The following is a 15,633-nucleotide window of genomic DNA, read 5'->3' as shown; positions in this document are numbered from 1 at the left end:
ACGGGTCGTCGGCATGCGCGAGCGGCGTTGCTGCGAATGCCATGCCGATCGCGATCGCTGCCACTGCTGGTTTCTTCATGGCGCTCCCCGCCCTTTTCCGTTGCGCTGCGCCGCAGTGGCGCAGGTAAACGCGAGTAAACGATTCTCCCCCGTCGCGGCTTCCGGCGCGACAGCAGCCATGCGTCCACCGCGCTGACCTGCACATTCGCCGCGAGGCGGCAGTTTTCAAATCGCGAAGAGGCGCAACCTGTGATACACCATCAAACAGTGCTCGTGGCACTGACGGGATCAAGAGGGGAATACCAGCATGGCCATCGCACGGGGGTTTGTGGCAACCGCCATGTTCGCCGGTTGTGTCGTCGGCGCGGCCGGTACGGCGTGGGCCGACACACCGACGATGGACGGCAGTTACACCGAGACCGCGACCACGCCTTCCGGCGGAACCCTGACCACCAGTTGGACGGTCAACACCTGCGGCGATGGATGCCTTTGGATAAAAGCCGGGGCCGGCGGTAGCCAGGCGCGGTTGGTCGACGGTCAATGGGTGCTTGACACGCTCAACAACATCAGTTGCGCGGACGGTTCTTACACCCAATACGGGGCGAGCTCGCACATGACGTGGGATCCGACCACCCTCACCGGAACGGCCCAGCACACCTACATCGTGCCGGCCTGCGGCCGACCGCCGGGCTACACCGAGACCGACAAGATAGAAATCAAGCAGACACCGGCGTCTTCCTGACGCCTACACGTCCAGCAGGGCGGTCTCGGGCGACTCCATCAGATCCCTTAGCTCGCAGACGAACTGCGCCACCTGGGCGCCGTCCGCCACACGGTGATCGAACACGCACGTCAGGCTCATCGTCGACCGGACGACAACCTCGTCACCGATGACCACCGGGCGCGGCCGGATCGCTCCCATGCCCAGGATGGCCGCCTCCGGATGGTTGATCACCGGCACCCCGTCGTCCACGCCCAGCGCCCCGAAGTTCGACACGGTGAACGTCGAGCCCAGCAGTTCCGCGGGCGTCAGGGTGCCCTCGCGCGCGCCGGCGATCAATTCCGCCGTCCGGCCGGCCAATTCGCGGGTCGTCTTGTTCTGCGCGTCGGTGATCACCGGGACCAGCAGCCCGCGCTCGGTGGCCACGCCGAACCCCAGATGCACGCCGCGGTGGACCCGCACCTGGGGGCCTTCGGGCGAGTCGACCCAGGTCGAGTTGAGAATCATGTTGTGGCCCAAGGCGACAACGAGCAGACGCAGCGTCAGCACGAACGGCGTGATCTCCTGGTGCGCGGGACGGCAGCGGTCGCGCAGCCGCAGCAGCGCGCTGCAGTCGACGTCGACGCTCACCGTGGCGGCCGGGATTTCCTTGTGGGACAACGCCATCTTCTCCGCCATCCGGGCCTGCACGCCGCGGACCGGCCGAACCTCGCGCCCCGTGCCGCCGGCCGCCGCCAGCACGTCCGCGCGGGTGATGATCTCACCGGCATCGGGCCGCACCGAGGTGAGGTCGACGGCGAGTTCCTTGGCCAACTTGCGCACGGGTGGGGCGGCGAGCGGTCGGCCTGGCCGCCGGCTGGCGTCGATGCCCGCGTCGGCGCCGTAGCCGACCAGGGTAGGCACGGCGGGGCCGCCGCTGGCGGCGGCGGCCGGCGCGGTGTCGATGCGGACCAGCACCGCGCCGACGTTGAGCACATCGCCCTCTGCTCCGTTGGTTTCGACGATGCGCCCGGCGTACGGGCTCGGGATTTCCACCTCGGCCTTGGCGGTCTCCACCGAACAGAGGACCTGGTTGAGTTCGACCTCGTCGCCGGCCTGGACGTACCAGCACGACACCGTCACTTCTTCGAGCCCCTCGCCGAGGTCGGGAACGCGGAACGGCTTGACCTGCTCGTCGGTGCTCACGGCATCTCCAGCGCGCGTTCGACGCAGTCCAGCAGCCGGTCCGGGCCGGGCAGCCACAGTCTTTCCAACCGCGCCGGCGGATAGGGCGTGTCGAAACCACAGGCGCGCAACACCGGCGCCTCCAGCTCGTAGAACATCTCTTCCTGGATGCGGGCGGCCAGACCGGCCCCGTAGCCCAGGCTGCGCGGCCCTTCGTGCAACACCACGCAGCGCCCGGTCCGATGGATCGACGCGGCGATGGTGTCAAAATCCAACGGGACCAGCGACCGCAGATCGATGACCTCCAGGCTCCACCCGCGTTGGCGCTGAGCGTCTTCCGCGGTGGCCACGGCCGTGCACACCAGGCTGCCGTAGGTCACGACGGTCACGTCCCTGCCCGGCCGGCGCACCATGGCCTGTCCAATGGGCGGTTCCGGCCGGCCGGTGTCGACCACGCCGCGGCCCTGGTAACGCCGCTTCGGCTCCAGGTACATCACCGGGTCGGGGCAGGCGATCGCGTGGCGCAGCAGCCAGTAGGCGTCGGTCGGGCTGGACGGCACCACCACCTTCAGGCCGGCGGTGTGCGCCCAGTAGGACTCGGTGGAGTCCGAATGATGCTCGGCCGCACCGATTCCGCCGAACGACGGGATCCGTACGGTGACCGGCATGTTGATCTCGCCGCGGGTGCGCGTGCGGTACTTGGCCAGGTGGCTGACCACCTGATCGAAGGCCGGGTAGGAGAATCCGTCGAACTGGATCTCCGGCACCGGGACAAAGCCACGCAGCGCCAGCCCGACCGCGATGCCGATGATGGCCGACTCCGCCAGCGGCGTATCGAAACACCTTTGCTCGCCGAAGGTTTCGGCCAACCCTTCGGTCACCCGAAACACGCCGCCCTCGACGGAGACGTCCTCGCCGAACACCAGGACGCGATCGTCGGCGTCCATCGCATCGTGCAGCGCCCGGTTGAGCGCCTGCACCATGGTCAGCTGTTGCGCCCCGATCGCCGCGTCAACAGCAGGCGCGGCGGGGGGCTCGGCGAGCTGGGTCATTCGAGCCTCCCCAGTTCGGCGCGCAGCTGTTGGCGCTGCGTCTCCAGCCCGGGTGTGATCTCGGCGTAGACCGTGGTGAACACCTTGTCGACGTCGAAGTCCGGCGCGTCGAAAACCGCGTCGCGCAGTTCGGAGCGCATCCGCTTCGCCCGCGCCGCGACCCGATCCTCCAGCCGTTGCGACCACAGGCCCCGGCCCTGTAAATAGTTGCGGTAGCGCGGGATCGGATCCAGCGCCGCCCAGCGATCCACCTCGTCCTGAGTGCGGTATCGGCTGGGATCGTCCGAGGTGGTGTGCGGGCCGAGCCGGTAGGTGACCGCCTCGATCAACGTCGGTCCGCCGCCGGACCGGGCCCGGGCGGCGGCCTCGGCCGTCACCGCATAGCACGCCAGGACGTCGTTGCCGTCCACCCGGATCCCGGGCATTCCGTAACCAATTGCCTTGTGCGCGATCGACGCCGCGGCCGTCTGTTTGGATACCGGCACCGAGATCGCCCACTGGTTGTTCTGCACATAGAACACGCACGGCGTGCCGAAGACGGCGGCGAAGTTCAACGCCTCGTGCACGTCCCCCTCGCTGGTGGCGCCGTCGCCGAGGAACGCCACCGTGACCGAGTCCTCCCCGAGGCGTTGCGCGGCCATCGCCGCGCCGACGGCGTGCAGGGTCTGGGTGCCGATCGCGATCGACATTGGGGCGCAGCACTTCTTGGTGAAGTCGAGGCCGCCGTGCCACGTTCCCCGCCATGCCGCCCCGACGTGCCCGGGCGGGATGCCGCGCACCAGGTAGGCGCCGAGCTCACGGTATTGCGGAAACAGCCAGTCGGTCTTGCGCAGGCAGGCCGCGGCCCCGACCTGGGCGGCCTCCTGGCCCCGGCAGGACGCGAACAGCGCCAGTTGCCCTTGGCGTTTCAGGTTGACGAACTCGGTGTCCAGTTCGCGGGTGACGACCATCATCTCGTAGAGCCAGCCCAGCGTCTCCGGCGGAAGCTCGCTGTCGTAGCGCCGTTCGGCCGTCGGCGTGCCGTCGGCGGCAATGAGTTGCACGGGCTCGAGGTCGACGGTCATCGGCGTCTGAGACTTATCCGCCATACCGCCTCCTTGGCGATCGCCAGCTACACGAGACTGGCGTATCCCCCATTATGCGCCCAAACGCGAAGACGCCGCGTTGATCACGGCCGAAGCGAAAACGTGTCGCATAAGCCAGCCGCTAACACGTTGCCGGGGGTCGACGGAGACGACCCAGGGGTGCGCGGATGTCAACTAAACCTGGAGCGGACGGCGTCTGCCCACTCCGGACCATGGGCATGTTCGGCCCGGAATGCCTGTCGCGGTGCGATTTTCGATCGATCGGCACCCGATTCGAGATGCGCCCCCACGATGGATGCCGTGACACTTGGCCAACTTGACTACGCTAGCGCCATGAAGCGTTCGACGGCCATCGGGCATCTCGTCGAGATGGCGACGGTCGCGGCGGAGCGGCTGGAACTCGGCGACCGACATCGGTGGCCCCTGTGGGAAATATGGGTGACCGGGGCGCTGCTGTCCTTCGCGGAGACCCTGGACGCAGGAGCGGTCGTGCTCGTTCTCGATCTTCCCGCCGACGAGCTCCCCTGGCTACGCAAGCACCCCGCCGGAGAAGCGATCGGCCATCAACTGGGTCTCGGTAAGCGGCCGTTTCTCTGGTGCTACCGACCGCGAGCATGGCCGGCGTGGAATCATCAGCATCGGCGGGTAGTGAAGGTCTGGGCCGTCGACAGCGGCCTTGACTCGTCCGCGATCGATGCCCTCCGGTCGCGGCGGTTTGAACGCCTGGCCATCGTCGAGCCATCCGACGACGAGCTTACGACACAGTTGCGGGCCGAGCTGGCCGTGTCGCGTGAGCACCTGCAATCTGTCCTCCAGGGCTACTGGGACCGCGACTGGCGCCGACGCCACCAGGGCTATGACGAATCGCCCGAGGATCACCTGTGGCGCGCGGCTACCGCTGTAGCGGAAATGCTGGACGCCGTTTGCGCTCTGAATCAGTGAGCGGTGCGCGCTTCAAGCGGCCCAAATGATTTTCCAGCATTGGCGCCGCCTCGGCGATCCAAGACCGGCCGGCGTGGCAGGAATGTGGCATAGTTGTGGCATGAATCGCGTACGATTGAGCACCACGGTGGACGCCGAGCTATTGAGCAGTGCACGCGACGTGCGGGCGGGCATCACTGACGCCGCCCTCATCGATGAGGCTCTCGGTGCCTTACTCGCTCGTCATCGATCGGCTGAGGTGAATGCGAGCTATGCCGCCTACGACGAGCACCCGGCCGATGAGCCTGACGAGTGGGGTGACCTGGCGTCCTGGCGGCGAGCGGCGGGGGCTTCGTGAGTGAACTGCCGGCACGCGGAGAGGTGTGGTGGTGCGAAATGCCCGAGATCGGGCAGCGCCCGGTTGTGGTGCTGTCGCGTGACGCGGCGATCCCCCGGCTTCGACGCGCACTCGTCGCTCCCTGCACCACGACCGTCCGAGGGCTGGCAAGCGAAGTCATCCTTGAACCCGGCGTCGATCCGATCCCCCGGCGTTCGGCGGTGAACCTGGACTCGGTCGAAAGTGTCTCGATCGCAGTATTGGTCAGTCGGCTTGGCCGGCTTGCCGATACCCGGATGCGCGCGATCTGCACTGCGCTTGAGGTCGCAGTCGACTGCTCCGGCTGACGCCATAACGAGGCGATCCGTCCGATGGCCCGTCGACGCCGATCCCCTAACCCGACGCGGGCTCCCCGGCGCGGCGCAGCAACATCGCCGCGTGCTTGAGCACCGGCGAGTCGACCATCTGTCCTTCGAAGGCGAACACCCCGCGCTCGGAGCGCGCCGCTGCCGTCACCCGCCGCGCCCAGTCGAGTTTCTCCTCGCTGGGGCGATAGGCCTCCCGCACGACCGCGACCTGGCTGGGGTGGATGCAGACGGTCGCGTCGAAACCCACAGCGACGGCGTCGTCGGCCTCGGCCCGCAGGCCGTCGAGGTCACGGATGTTCACATAGACGGCGTCGAGCGCGATCCGGCCGAACGCGGACGCCGCGAGCAGGGTCGCCGACCGGACGTGCAGCGCGACGTCGCGGTAGGTGCCGTCCGCCAGCCGGTTAGAGCTGCCGCCCAGGCTGGCGACCAGGTCCTCGGCACCCCACATGAGGGCAGCGGTGCCTTGCGCGGCGGCGATTTCGGCGACGAACACCGCGCCGCGCGGCGTCTCGATCAGCGCGACCACCTCGCGCGGCGCCAGCGCGGTCACCTGGGCGGCGGATTCGGTCTTGGAAAGCATCACCGTGGTGTAGGCGGTATCGGCCAGGGCGTCGAGGTCGCGGGCGTACTCATCGGTGCCGGCGGCGTTGATCCGCACCACGGTCCGCTCGGGGTCCAGCGGGGTCTCGCGCAGCGCCTTGCGGGCGGCGGGCTTGTCAGCTTCGGCCACCCCGTCCTCGAGGTCGAGGATCACCACGTCGGCCGCCGCGGCGGCCTTGGCGAAACGCTCGGGACGGTCGGCCGGGCAGAACAACCAGGCCGGGCCGGCGGCGCGCAGGTCCATCACACCTCCTCTGTGTCTGGCCGCTTTTGTACCAGAGTGGTCCGCACCGCCCGCGCCACGACGTCGCCGTGCTGGTTGCGCCCGGTGTGCTCGAGGGTGACGATGCCCTCGCCGGGCCGGCTCTTCGACTCGCGCTTGCCGGTGCACACGGTCTCGGCGTACAGGGTGTCGCCGTGAAAGACGGGCTTGGGAAACGACACCTCGGAAAAGCCGAGGTTGGCGACGATGGTGCCGAGCGTCAGCTGCGCCACCGACAGCCCCACCAGCGTGGAGAGGGTGAACATCGAGTTCACCAGCCGCTCGCCCCGAAAGCCGGGCTGCTCGGCGGCCCACGCCGCGTCGAGGTGCAGCGACTGGGTGTTCATGGTCAGCGTGGTGAACAGCACGTTGTCGGCCTCGGTGACGGTGCGGCCGGGGCGGTGCAGGTAGGTCGTGCCGACCTCGAACTCCTCAAACCACAAGCCTCGCTGGATAACTGACTTACCTTCGCTCACGACAGCCCCAGCGATCGCGCGATGAGCATCAACTGCACCTCCGTGGTCCCTTCGCCGATCTCGAGGATCTTGCTGTCGCGGTAGTGGCGCGCCACCGGATATTCGTTCATGAAGCCGTAGCCGCCGTGGATCTGGGTGGCGTCGCGGGCGTTGTCCATCGCGGCCTCGGAGGAGACCATCTTCGCGATCGCCGCCTCCTTCTTGAAGGGCTTGCCCGCCAACATCTTCGCGGCGGCCTCGTAGTAAGCGGTGCGCGCGACGTGGGCGCGGGCCTCCATCCGCGCGATCTTGAAGCTGATCGCCTGATACGAGCCGATCGGCTGGCCGAACGACTGACGTTCCTTGGCGTACTTGACGCTTTCGTCGACGCAGCCCTGCGCGACCCCGGTCGCCAGGGCGGCGATCGCGATGCGGCCCTCGTCGAGGATGGACAGGAAGTTCGCGTACCCGGTGCCGCGGGCGCCCAACAGGTTTTCCTCCGGGACGCGGGCGTCGGCGAAGCTCAGCGGGTGGGTGTCCGACGCGTTCCAGCCGACCTTGTTGTAGACCGGTTCGACGGTGAAACCCGGTGTGCCGCTGGGCACGATGATCGTCGAGATCTCCTTCTTGTCACCCGCCAGGGTTCCGGTGACCGCCGTGACGGTGACCAGCGAGGTGATGTCGGTGCCGGAGTTGGTGATGAATTGCTTGCTGCCGTTGATCACCCACTCGCCGTCATCGAGCCGGGCGCTGGTGCGGGTGGCGCCCGCGTCGGAGCCGGCACCCGGCTCGGTGAGCCCGAAACCGGCCAGCGCCCGGCCGGCCGTCAGGTCCGGCAGCCATTTCTGCTTCTGCTCCTCGGTGCCGAAGCGATAGATCGGCATCGCGCCCAGCCCGACGCCGGCCTCCAGCGTGATGGCCACCGACTGGTCGACCTTGCCGAGTTCCTCGAGGGCCAGGGCCAGCGCGAAGTAGTCGCCGCCCATGCCGCCGTATTCCTCCGGGAACGGCAGCCCGAACAGGCCCATCTCGGCCATCTTGGCGACGACCTCGTACGGGAAGCTGTGCTCCTCATCGTGTTTGGCCGACACCGGCGCGACCACGGTGCGCGCGAAGTCGGCCACCGTGTCGCGAAGGTCCTCGTATTCCTTGGGGAGCGTCCCCCCGGAAATCGTAGTGATCGCTGTCGTCATGATCCATCCTTAATCCGCGCTAAAACCTGATCGACCTTCACCTGATCGCCGACCGACACCATCAGCTCCGCCCGACCCGAAACAGGTGCGGGCAGAGAATGTTCCATCTTCATCGCCTCGACGACGACTATCACGTCGCCCTCGGAGACCTCGTCGCCGTTGCTGACCTGCACGGCGATCACGTTGCCGGGCATGGGGCTGACGACCTCGGCCGGCCGCTCGCCCGCCGCGCGGTGAATCTTGTGCTCCTCGGCCTCGCGCAGGTGCCACGTCCCGCGCTCGTCGGCGATCCACAGGTGCCGGTCGGCCTCGGCCCACCAATATTCGCGGCGCCGACCGCCCAGCGTCGCGCTCATCCGCGCGCCGTCGAGTTCCACACTGGCGGAGAGGATCTCACCGTCGCCGACCTGCACCCTGGCGGCCTCCGGCGTTCCCCACACCGACACCGTCTCGCTGCGCAGCGGCGTGCGCATGTCGGTGCGCACCGGCGCGGCGCCGCCGCCGACCCGCCACCCCGTCGGCGCCGCCCACGGGTTCCCCGAGGCCCGAAGGGCCTTGATAGACAAAGCCCACTGGCGGAAGAGGCCGCCGGCGGCGAGCACGTCGTCGGGCGCCGGGGCCGGCGCGAAGTCCGCCAGCCGCTCGTCGAGCAGCGCGGTGTCCAGGTCACCGGCTCGCACGCGGTCGTCGGCCAGCAGGAAGCGCAGGAATTCGACGTTCGTCTGCACGCCGAGGATCACGGTCTGCCCCAGCGCGCGATCGAGTTTCGCGAGCGCCTCTTCGCGATCGTCGCCGTGGGCGATCACCTTGCTGAGCATCGGGTCGTAGTCGCTGCCGACCACCGTCCCGGCCAGCAGCGACGAGTCCACCCGCACGCCGGCGCCTGACGGTTCGGACACCGCCAGCACCTCGCCGCCCGTGGGCAGGAACCCGCGCGCGGGATCCTCCGCGTACACGCGCGCCTCGATCGCGTGCCCGCGCAATTCGATGTCGTCCTGGGCGAACCCCAGCTTCTCGCCGGCGGCCACCCGTAGCTGCCACTCCACCAGGTCCAGGCCGGTGACGGCCTCGGTGACCGGATGCTCCACCTGCAGACGGGTGTTCATCTCCATGAAGAAGAACTCGTCGGGACGCTCCGCGGAGACGATGAACTCGACGGTCCCGGCGCCGACGTAATCCACGCTGCGGGCGGTGTTGCAGGCCGCGGCGCCGATCCGCGCGCGCGTCCCGGGATCGAGCAGCGGCGAGGGCGCCTCCTCGATGACTTTCTGGTGGCGCCGTTGCAGGCTGCACTCGCGCTCGCCCAGATGGACCACGTTGCCGTGCGTGTCGGCCAGCACCTGCACCTCGATATGCCTGGGCCGCAACACAAACCGCTCCAGGAACAGCGTGTCGTCGCCGAACGACGAGGCGGCCTCCCGTCGCGCGCCGACCAGCGCCTCGCGCAGCTGCGCGGGGTCCTCCACCAGCCGCATGCCCTTGCCACCGCCGCCGGCCGACGGCTTGATCAACACCGGGTAGCCGATCCGGTCGGCGGCGGCGGCGAGTTCGTCGTCGGTCAGGCCCGGCTTGGCCACCCCGGGCACCACCGGGACGTCGAACGCGGCCACGGCGTTCTTCGCGGTGATCTTGTCGCCCATCACCTCGATCGCACGGGACGGCGGTCCCAGGAACACCACCCCGGCGCGTTCGCACGCCGCGGCGAAATGCGCGTTCTCCGAAAGGAACCCGTAGCCCGGGTGGATCGCCTGGGACCCGGTGCGCACCGCGGCGTCGACGACCTTCTCGATGTCCAGGTAGCTTTCGCGCGCCGCGGCGGGGCCCAGGCGCACGGCCGTGTCGGCCTCGAGCACGTGCCGCGCGGCGGCGTCGGGGTCGCTGTAGACGGCGACCGACCGGATGCCCAGCCGGCGCAACGTGCGGATCACCCGCACCGCGATCTCGCCGCGGTTGGCCACAAGTACGGTGTCAAACATTGCAGGTCACATCCGGAATACGCCGTAGGAGACCGGTTCCAGCGGCGCGTTGGCGCACGCCGAAAGGGCAAGCCCAAGAACCGTTCTGGTGTCGGCCGGGTCGATGATGCCGTCGTCCCACAATCGTGCCGTCGAGTAGTACGGGTTGCCCTGGTCCTCGTACTGCGCCCGGATGGGCGCCTTGAACGCCTCCTCGTCGTCGGCGGACCACGGCTTGCCCGCCGCGCTGAGCTGCTCGCCGCGCACGGTTGCGAGCACCGACGCGGCCTGCTCGCCGCCCATCACCGAGATGCGGGCGTTGGGCCACATCCACAGGAAGCGTGGCGAATACGCGCGCCCGCACATCGAGTAGTTGCCCGCCCCGTAGGAGCCGCCGATGACGACGGTGAGCTTGGGCACCCGGGCACAGGCCACGGCGGTGACCATCTTGGCGCCGTGCTTGGCGATGCCGCCGGCTTCGTAGTCGCGCCCGACCATGAACCCGGCGATGTTCTGCAGAAACAGCAGCGGAATCCGGCGCTTGTCGCACAGCTCGATGAAATGCGCGCCCTTCAAAGCCGATTCGCTGAACAAGACGCCGTTGTTGGCGACGATGCCGACGGGGTGGCCGTGGATGCGCGCGAACGCGGTCACCAGCGTCTTGCCGTAGTTGGCCTTGAATTCGCTGAATTCGCTGCCGTCGACGAGGCGCACGATGACCTCGTGCACGTCGTAGGGCACACGGGGGTCGGGCGGCACGACGTCGTAGAGCTCCGCCTGCGCGTGCTTGGGCTCGACAGAGGGTTGCACCTCCCACTGCGCGGGCTCGCGCGGACCGAACGTGGCGGCGATGGAGCGCACGATCCGCAGCGCGTGCTCGTCGTCGTCGGCGAGGTGGTCGGTGACGCCGGAGACCCGCGAGTGCAGGTCGCCGCCGCCGAGTTCCTCGGCCGTGACGATCTCGCCGGTCGCGGCTTTGACCAGCGGCGGACCGCCGAGGAAGATGGTGCCCTGCTCGCGGACGATGACGGCCTCGTCGCTCATCGCCGGCACGTAGGCGCCGCCGGCCGTGCACGACCCCAGCACGGCCGCCACTTGCGGAATCCCCTTGGCGCTCATGGTCGCCTGGTTGTAGAAGATCCGACCGAAATGCTCGCGGTCGGGAAAGACCTCGTCCTGGCGCGGCAGGAACGCGCCGCCGGAGTCGACCAGGTAGATGCACGGCAACCGATTCTGCAGCGCGACCTCCTGCGCGCGCAGGTGCTTCTTGACCGTCATCGGGTAGTAGGTGCCGCCCTTGACGGTCGCGTCGTTGGCGACGATCACGCATTCGCGCTCCGACACCCGGCCGATCCCGGTGATGATCCCGGCTCCCGGGGACTCGTCGTCGTACATGCCGCCGGCCGCCAGCGGGGCCAGCTCCAGAAACGGGCTGCCCGGGTCGAGCAGGCGGTCCACCCGCTCGCGGGGCAGCAGCTTGCCGCGGCTGACGTGGCGTTCGCGCGCGCGTTCGTTGCCGCCGAGTGCCGCGGCCGCCAGCTTGGCGTTCAATTCGGCGACCAGCCGCCGGTGTTCGTCGGCGAAGGATGGCGCGGTCGTGACGGCGGTGCTCATGTGTGCCTCCCGGTGGTCGCCAGCATAAGGGGCGGTTCGGTTTTGGCGATCACCTCGTCGACCGAGACCGCGGGGGCGGTCTCGACGAGGTGCAGGCCGTCGCCGCGCACGTCGATGACGGCGAGGTCGGTGATGATGCGGTCGACGCAGCCCACGCCGGTCAACGGAAGGGTGCACCGCTCAACGATTTTCGGGCCGCCGTCCCGGGCGGTGTGTTCCATCATCACGATCACCTTGCGGGCGCCGTGCACCAGGTCCATCGCGCCGCCCATGCCCTTGACCATCTTTCCCGGGATCATCCAGTTGGCCAGGTCGCCGGTCGCCGAGACCTGCATGGCGCCAAGCACCGCGACGTCGATGTGGCCGCCGCGGATGATCCCGAACGAGGTCGAGGAGCCGAAAAACGCCGCACCCGGCAACGTGGTGACCGTCTCCTTGCCCGCGTTGATCAGGTCGGCGTCGACGTCTTCGGGTCGAGGGTACGGCCCGACGCCGAGTATCCCGTTCTCCGAGTGGATGACGACGGTGACGCCGTCGGGGATGTGGTTCGGAATCAGCGTGGGCATGCCGATGCCGAGGTTGACGTATTGACCGTCCTCGAATTCGGCGGCCACCCGCGCGGCCAATTCCTCTCTACTCCAGCTCACCCCACTGTCACCTTCTCGATCGGCTTGGCGGGATCCGGCACGTGCACGACCCGCTGCACGAAGACGCCCGGGGTGTGCACCGCGGCCGGGTCGATCTCCCCGGGTTCGACGAGATGCTCGACCTCGGCGATGGTGACCCTGCCCGCCGTCGCGCAGTCGGGATTGAAGTTGGCGGCGGACGCCCGGTAGACGAGGTTGCCGTGCCGGTCGCCCTTCCAGGCGTGCACCAGCGCGAAGTCGGTGCGGATCGCGCGCTCGAGAACGTAGGTGACGCCGTCGAACTCGCGGGTCTCCTTGGGCGGCGACACCAACGCCACCGCGCCGGACGCGTCGTAGCGCCACGGCAATCCGCCGTCGGCGACCGGGGTGCCGACCCCCGCCGGCGTGTAGAAGGCCGGGATTCCCATGCCGCCGGCGCGCAGCCGCTCGGCCAGGGTGCCCTGCGGGATGAGCTCCACCTCGAGCTCGCCGGCGAGGAACTGGCGGGCGAATTCCTTGTTGTCGCCGACGTAGGAGGCGACGGCGCGGCGAATCCGCTTGTGGTGCAACAGCGCTTCCAGCCCGACGCCGTAGCCGCCGCAGTTGTTGGACACGGTCTCCAGCTCGCGGACGCCGCTGTCGACCAGCGCCGCGATCAACGCCTCCGGGATGCCGCAGAACCCGAATCCCCCGACCGCCAGGGACGAGCCGTCGGTTATGTCGGCCACGGCGTCGGCAGCCGCCGTAGGTGAGGTGACCACCTTGTCCATCGCCGCAGGAGCCTCCGATTTCAGTTAATCTTCATTAACTGACGTGAGAATACCATCGCCCGCACGCCGCGTCCAGGGAGCTCAGCCCTGGTCACTCAGGTACTCGATCGCCTGCTCACGCATCTCGGTCTTGCGCACCTTGCCGGTGACGGTCATCGGGAACTCGTCGACGATCCGGAGGTAGCGCGGGATCTTGAACCTCGCGATGCGCCCGGCGCAGAACTCGCGCAAGCCCTCAATGGTGAGCGCGGACGCGCCGTCGCGCAGTATGACGACCGCCATGACCTCCTCGCCGTACCGTTCGTCGGGCACCCCGATGACCTGGGCGTCGACAACGTCGGGGTGGGTGTGCAGGAACTCCTCGATCTCGCGCGGCGAGATGTTCTCGCCGCCGCGGACGATGAGGTCCTTGATGCGGCCGGTGATCTGGACGTAGCCGCAGTCGTCCATGACGGCCAGGTCCCCCGTGTGCATCCAGCCGTCCGCGTCGATGACCTCGGCGGTCCGCTCCGGGTCGTTCCAATACCCGGCCATCACCGAATAGCCGCGCGTACAGAGTTCGCCCGCGATCCCCCGCGGCACGGTTGCGCCGCCGGCCGGGTCCGCCACCTTGACCTCGAGATGCGGGCCCACCCGGCCGACCGTCGCGACCCGCCGTTCCAGCGAATCGTCGGTGCGCGTCTGCGTCGATACCGGCGACGTTTCCGTCATGCCATAGCAGATGGAGACGCCCGGCATGTGCATGCGCGCGATCACCTTGCGCATCACCTCGACCGGGCACGGCGAGCCGGCCATGATGCCGGTGCGCAGGCTGCCCAGTTCGTAGTCGTCGAAGTCCGGCAGCCCGAGCTCGGCGATGAACATCGTCGGGACGCCGTAGAGGCTGGTGCAGCGTTCGGCCTGCACCGCCCGCAGCGTGGCCGCCGGGTCGAACCCCGGCGCCGGAATCACCATGCACGCGCCATGACTCGTGGCCGCCAGGTTCCCCATCACCATGCCGAAGCAGTGATAGAAGGGCACCGGGATGCAGATCCGGTCTTCCGCGGTGTATTCGAGTAGCTCGCCCACCAGGTAGCCGTTGTTCAGGATGTTGCGGTGGCAGAGCGTCGCCGCCTTGGGGTATCCCGTTGTGCCGGAGGTGTATTGGATGTTGACCGGATCGCGGCAATCCAGCGCGGCCGCGATCTGGGCCAGCCCGGTCGGGTCGACGTCGGTGGCGGCCAGCTCGTCCCACCGTTCGCTGTCCAGCAGCACGGCCTCGGCGAGGTCCGGGCAGCGCGGCGCCACGTCGTGCAGCATGGCCGCGTAGTCGGTGGTCTTGAAGTCCCGGGCGGCGATCAGCATCGCGACCCCGGATTGCCTTAGCGCATAGTGCAATTCGCGTTCCCGGTAGGCCGGGTTGATGTTGACCAGGATCGCGCCGATCTCCGCGGTCGCGTACTGGACGAGCACCCACTCCCACCGGTTGGGCGCCCAGATCCCGACGCGATCGCCGGGGCGGATCCCCGCCCGCAGCAATCCGGAAGCCAATCCGCGCACGGAGGCCAGCAATTCGGCGTAGCTCCAGCGTCGTCCCGCGGCCACGTCGACCAGTGCGTCGCGTTGCGCGTGCTTGGCCGTCGTGGCGGCGAGGTTGGCCCCGATCGTGGTTTCGAGCAGCGGCGGATCGCTCGGGCCCCGCTCATACGAAAGGTGTGCCACGGCTCCTCCGGCTGGTTCGGTACCAAGGTAAACCCTTCTCGGACATCTGTAACCGGGCCATACCCGTGCTAAGTTAGTGACGATTAACCGACCGGACGGAGGGCCGCCGTGACCGCATCCGCGGCAGAGGGCCGGCCCGGCCAGGCCGACGCCCCAAATCGCCGGAGCCAGTTGAAATCCGACCGGCGGCTGCAACTGCTGTCGGCCGCCGAACGGCTGTTCGCCGAGCGCGGTTTCCTCGCGGTGCGGCTCGAAGACATCGGCGCCGCCGCGGGCGTCAGCGGTCCGGCGATCTATCGCCACTTCCCCAACAAGGAGTCGATGCTTGTCGAGCTGCTCGTGGGGATCAGCACCCGACTGCTCGCCGGCGCCCGCAGCGCGCGAGCCCGCAACGCCGACGCGACCGTCGCGTTGGACGAGCTCATCGAGTTCCACCTCGACTTCGCCCTGGGCGAACCCGACCTGATCCGGATCCAGGACCGCGACCTCGCGCACCTGCCCGAGGCCGCCGAAAAACAGGTCCGCAAGGCGCAGCGCCAATACGTCGAGGTCTGGGTGGGCGTGCTGCGCGAGCTCGATCCCAAGCTGGCCGAGGCCGACGCCCGGCTGATGGCGCACGCGGTCTTCGGCCTGCTGAACTCGACACCGCACAGCATGAAGTCGCCGGACGATTCGCGCAGACCCGCTCGCGCGACGCGGTCGCGCGCGCTCATGCGGGCGATGACGGTCGCCGCGCTGAGCGCCGGCCAATCCTGCCCCTGAGTCCCGGGGAATCTGGAGACTCACCGCCGAATCGCCCGGCCCAG

General features: G+C 68.7%; 15 protein-coding genes and 1 pseudogene. 5 read left to right on the top strand and 11 right to left on the bottom strand.

The annotated features are described in order from the left end of the window. Positions 1-307 precede the first annotated feature (307 nt). Positions 308-742 carry a hypothetical protein gene (locus AC5Y7V_RS15280; protein WP_499880870.1) on the top strand — a complete coding sequence of 145 codons (435 nt, stop codon included), beginning with the start codon at positions 308-310 and terminating at the stop codon, positions 740-742. 3 nt (positions 743-745) lie between these two features. On the opposite strand, the gene AC5Y7V_RS15275 is transcribed toward AC5Y7V_RS15280, so the two are convergent. From AC5Y7V_RS15275 to pdhA, 3 genes are read right to left on the bottom strand one after another with little or no spacing between them, the layout of a single operon-like run. Then, a complete protein-coding gene (locus AC5Y7V_RS15275) occupies positions 746-1,906 on the bottom strand; it encodes a dihydrolipoamide acetyltransferase family protein (RefSeq protein WP_499880869.1) in 1,161 nt (386 codons plus the stop codon). Then, the gene (gene bkdB / locus AC5Y7V_RS15270) at positions 1,903-2,937 is read right to left on the bottom strand and encodes a 3-methyl-2-oxobutanoate dehydrogenase subunit beta (protein ID WP_499880868.1); all 1,035 of its coding nucleotides are present in this window, start codon (positions 2,935-2,937) and stop codon (positions 1,903-1,905) included. The genes AC5Y7V_RS15275 and bkdB overlap by 4 nt, the downstream gene beginning before the upstream one ends. Next, positions 2,934-4,025, bottom strand: coding sequence for a pyruvate dehydrogenase (acetyl-transferring) E1 component subunit alpha (gene pdhA, locus AC5Y7V_RS15265; RefSeq protein WP_499880867.1), 1,092 nt, complete (start codon positions 4,023-4,025; stop codon positions 2,934-2,936). The genes bkdB and pdhA overlap by 4 nt, the downstream gene beginning before the upstream one ends. Before the next feature lie 330 nt (positions 4,026-4,355). Between pdhA and AC5Y7V_RS15260 the strand changes: the two genes are divergently transcribed. The 3 genes and pseudogenes from AC5Y7V_RS15260 to AC5Y7V_RS15250 all read left to right on the top strand — a co-directional run bounded on the left by AC5Y7V_RS15260 (position 4,356) and on the right by AC5Y7V_RS15250 (position 5,627). Further along, entirely contained in the window at positions 4,356-4,964 is a 609-nt protein-coding gene (locus tag AC5Y7V_RS15260) for a DUF7711 family protein (protein WP_499880866.1), read from the top strand. Positions 4,965-5,043: 79 nt separating this feature from the next. Continuing rightward, positions 5,044-5,301 (top strand): annotated as a pseudogene (locus AC5Y7V_RS15255) (type II toxin-antitoxin system antitoxin MazE5); the annotation flags it as partial. Further along, positions 5,298-5,627, top strand: coding sequence for a type II toxin-antitoxin system PemK/MazF family toxin (locus AC5Y7V_RS15250; protein WP_499880865.1), 330 nt, complete (start codon positions 5,298-5,300; stop codon positions 5,625-5,627). The pseudogene AC5Y7V_RS15255 and the gene AC5Y7V_RS15250, both read left to right, overlap by 4 nt. A gap of 46 nt (positions 5,628-5,673) precedes the next feature. On the opposite strand, the gene AC5Y7V_RS15245 is transcribed toward AC5Y7V_RS15250, so the two are convergent. The 8 genes from AC5Y7V_RS15245 to AC5Y7V_RS15210 form a co-directional block, all read right to left on the bottom strand. After that, the gene (locus tag AC5Y7V_RS15245; protein ID WP_499880864.1) at positions 5,674-6,495 is read right to left on the bottom strand and encodes an HpcH/HpaI aldolase/citrate lyase family protein; all 822 of its coding nucleotides are present in this window, start codon (positions 6,493-6,495) and stop codon (positions 5,674-5,676) included. Further along, on the bottom strand, positions 6,495-6,989 hold the full coding sequence (locus AC5Y7V_RS15240; protein WP_499880863.1) for a MaoC family dehydratase: 495 nt from the start codon (positions 6,987-6,989) through the stop codon (positions 6,495-6,497). The genes AC5Y7V_RS15245 and AC5Y7V_RS15240 overlap by 1 nt, the downstream gene beginning before the upstream one ends. Then, entirely contained in the window at positions 6,986-8,161 is a 1,176-nt protein-coding gene (locus tag AC5Y7V_RS15235; protein WP_499880862.1) for an acyl-CoA dehydrogenase family protein, read from the bottom strand. The genes AC5Y7V_RS15240 and AC5Y7V_RS15235 overlap by 4 nt, the downstream gene beginning before the upstream one ends. Then, entirely contained in the window at positions 8,158-10,137 is a 1,980-nt protein-coding gene (locus AC5Y7V_RS15230; protein WP_499880861.1) for an acetyl/propionyl/methylcrotonyl-CoA carboxylase subunit alpha, read from the bottom strand. Before AC5Y7V_RS15230 ends, AC5Y7V_RS15235 begins: the two co-directional genes overlap by 4 nt. Before the next feature lie 6 nt (positions 10,138-10,143). Next, complete coding sequence (locus AC5Y7V_RS15225) at positions 10,144-11,730, bottom strand: carboxyl transferase domain-containing protein (protein ID WP_499880860.1); 1,587 nt, start codon at positions 11,728-11,730, stop codon at positions 10,144-10,146. After that, complete coding sequence (locus AC5Y7V_RS15220) at positions 11,727-12,377, bottom strand: CoA transferase subunit B (RefSeq protein ID WP_499880859.1); 651 nt, start codon at positions 12,375-12,377, stop codon at positions 11,727-11,729. Before AC5Y7V_RS15220 ends, AC5Y7V_RS15225 begins: the two co-directional genes overlap by 4 nt. After that, positions 12,374-13,126, bottom strand: a complete 753-nt coding sequence (locus AC5Y7V_RS15215) for a CoA transferase subunit A (RefSeq protein WP_499880858.1) — start codon at positions 13,124-13,126, stop codon at positions 12,374-12,376. The genes AC5Y7V_RS15220 and AC5Y7V_RS15215 overlap by 4 nt, the downstream gene beginning before the upstream one ends. 81 nt (positions 13,127-13,207) lie before the next feature. Beyond that, positions 13,208-14,827 carry an AMP-binding protein gene (locus tag AC5Y7V_RS15210; protein ID WP_499880857.1) on the bottom strand — a complete coding sequence of 540 codons (1,620 nt, stop codon included), beginning with the start codon at positions 14,825-14,827 and terminating at the stop codon, positions 13,208-13,210. 108 nt (positions 14,828-14,935) lie between these two features. On the opposite strand from AC5Y7V_RS15210, the gene AC5Y7V_RS15205 reads away from it, so the two are divergent. After that, the gene (locus AC5Y7V_RS15205; RefSeq protein WP_499880856.1) at positions 14,936-15,589 is read left to right on the top strand and encodes an SACE_7040 family transcriptional regulator; all 654 of its coding nucleotides are present in this window, start codon (positions 14,936-14,938) and stop codon (positions 15,587-15,589) included. Positions 15,590-15,633 lie beyond the last annotated feature (44 nt).

The sequence above is a fragment of the Mycobacterium sp. NGS34 genome, assembly GCF_059812845.1.
This window is presented reverse-complemented; position numbering and strand designations above follow the sequence as displayed.

What these genes read in the sequence shown, in the direction of transcription:
- AC5Y7V_RS15280 (WP_499880870.1), top strand. Translation starts at nt 308, where the DNA reads ATGGCCATCGCACGGGGGTTTGTGGCAACCGCCATGTTCGCCGGTTGT.
- bkdB (WP_499880868.1), bottom strand. Translation starts at nt 2,937, where the DNA reads ATGACCCAGCTCGCCGAGCCCCCCGCCGCGCCTGCTGTTGACGCGGCG.
- pdhA (WP_499880867.1), bottom strand. Translation starts at nt 4,025, where the DNA reads ATGGCGGATAAGTCTCAGACGCCGATGACCGTCGACCTCGAGCCCGTG.
- AC5Y7V_RS15260 (WP_499880866.1), top strand. Translation starts at nt 4,356, where the DNA reads ATGAAGCGTTCGACGGCCATCGGGCATCTCGTCGAGATGGCGACGGTC.
- AC5Y7V_RS15245 (WP_499880864.1), bottom strand. Translation starts at nt 6,495, where the DNA reads ATGGACCTGCGCGCCGCCGGCCCGGCCTGGTTGTTCTGCCCGGCCGAC.
- AC5Y7V_RS15235 (WP_499880862.1), bottom strand. Translation starts at nt 8,161, where the DNA reads ATGACGACAGCGATCACTACGATTTCCGGGGGGACGCTCCCCAAGGAA.
- AC5Y7V_RS15230 (WP_499880861.1), bottom strand. Translation starts at nt 10,137, where the DNA reads ATGTTTGACACCGTACTTGTGGCCAACCGCGGCGAGATCGCGGTGCGG.
- AC5Y7V_RS15225 (WP_499880860.1), bottom strand. Translation starts at nt 11,730, where the DNA reads ATGAGCACCGCCGTCACGACCGCGCCATCCTTCGCCGACGAACACCGG.
- AC5Y7V_RS15215 (WP_499880858.1), bottom strand. Translation starts at nt 13,126, where the DNA reads ATGGACAAGGTGGTCACCTCACCTACGGCGGCTGCCGACGCCGTGGCC.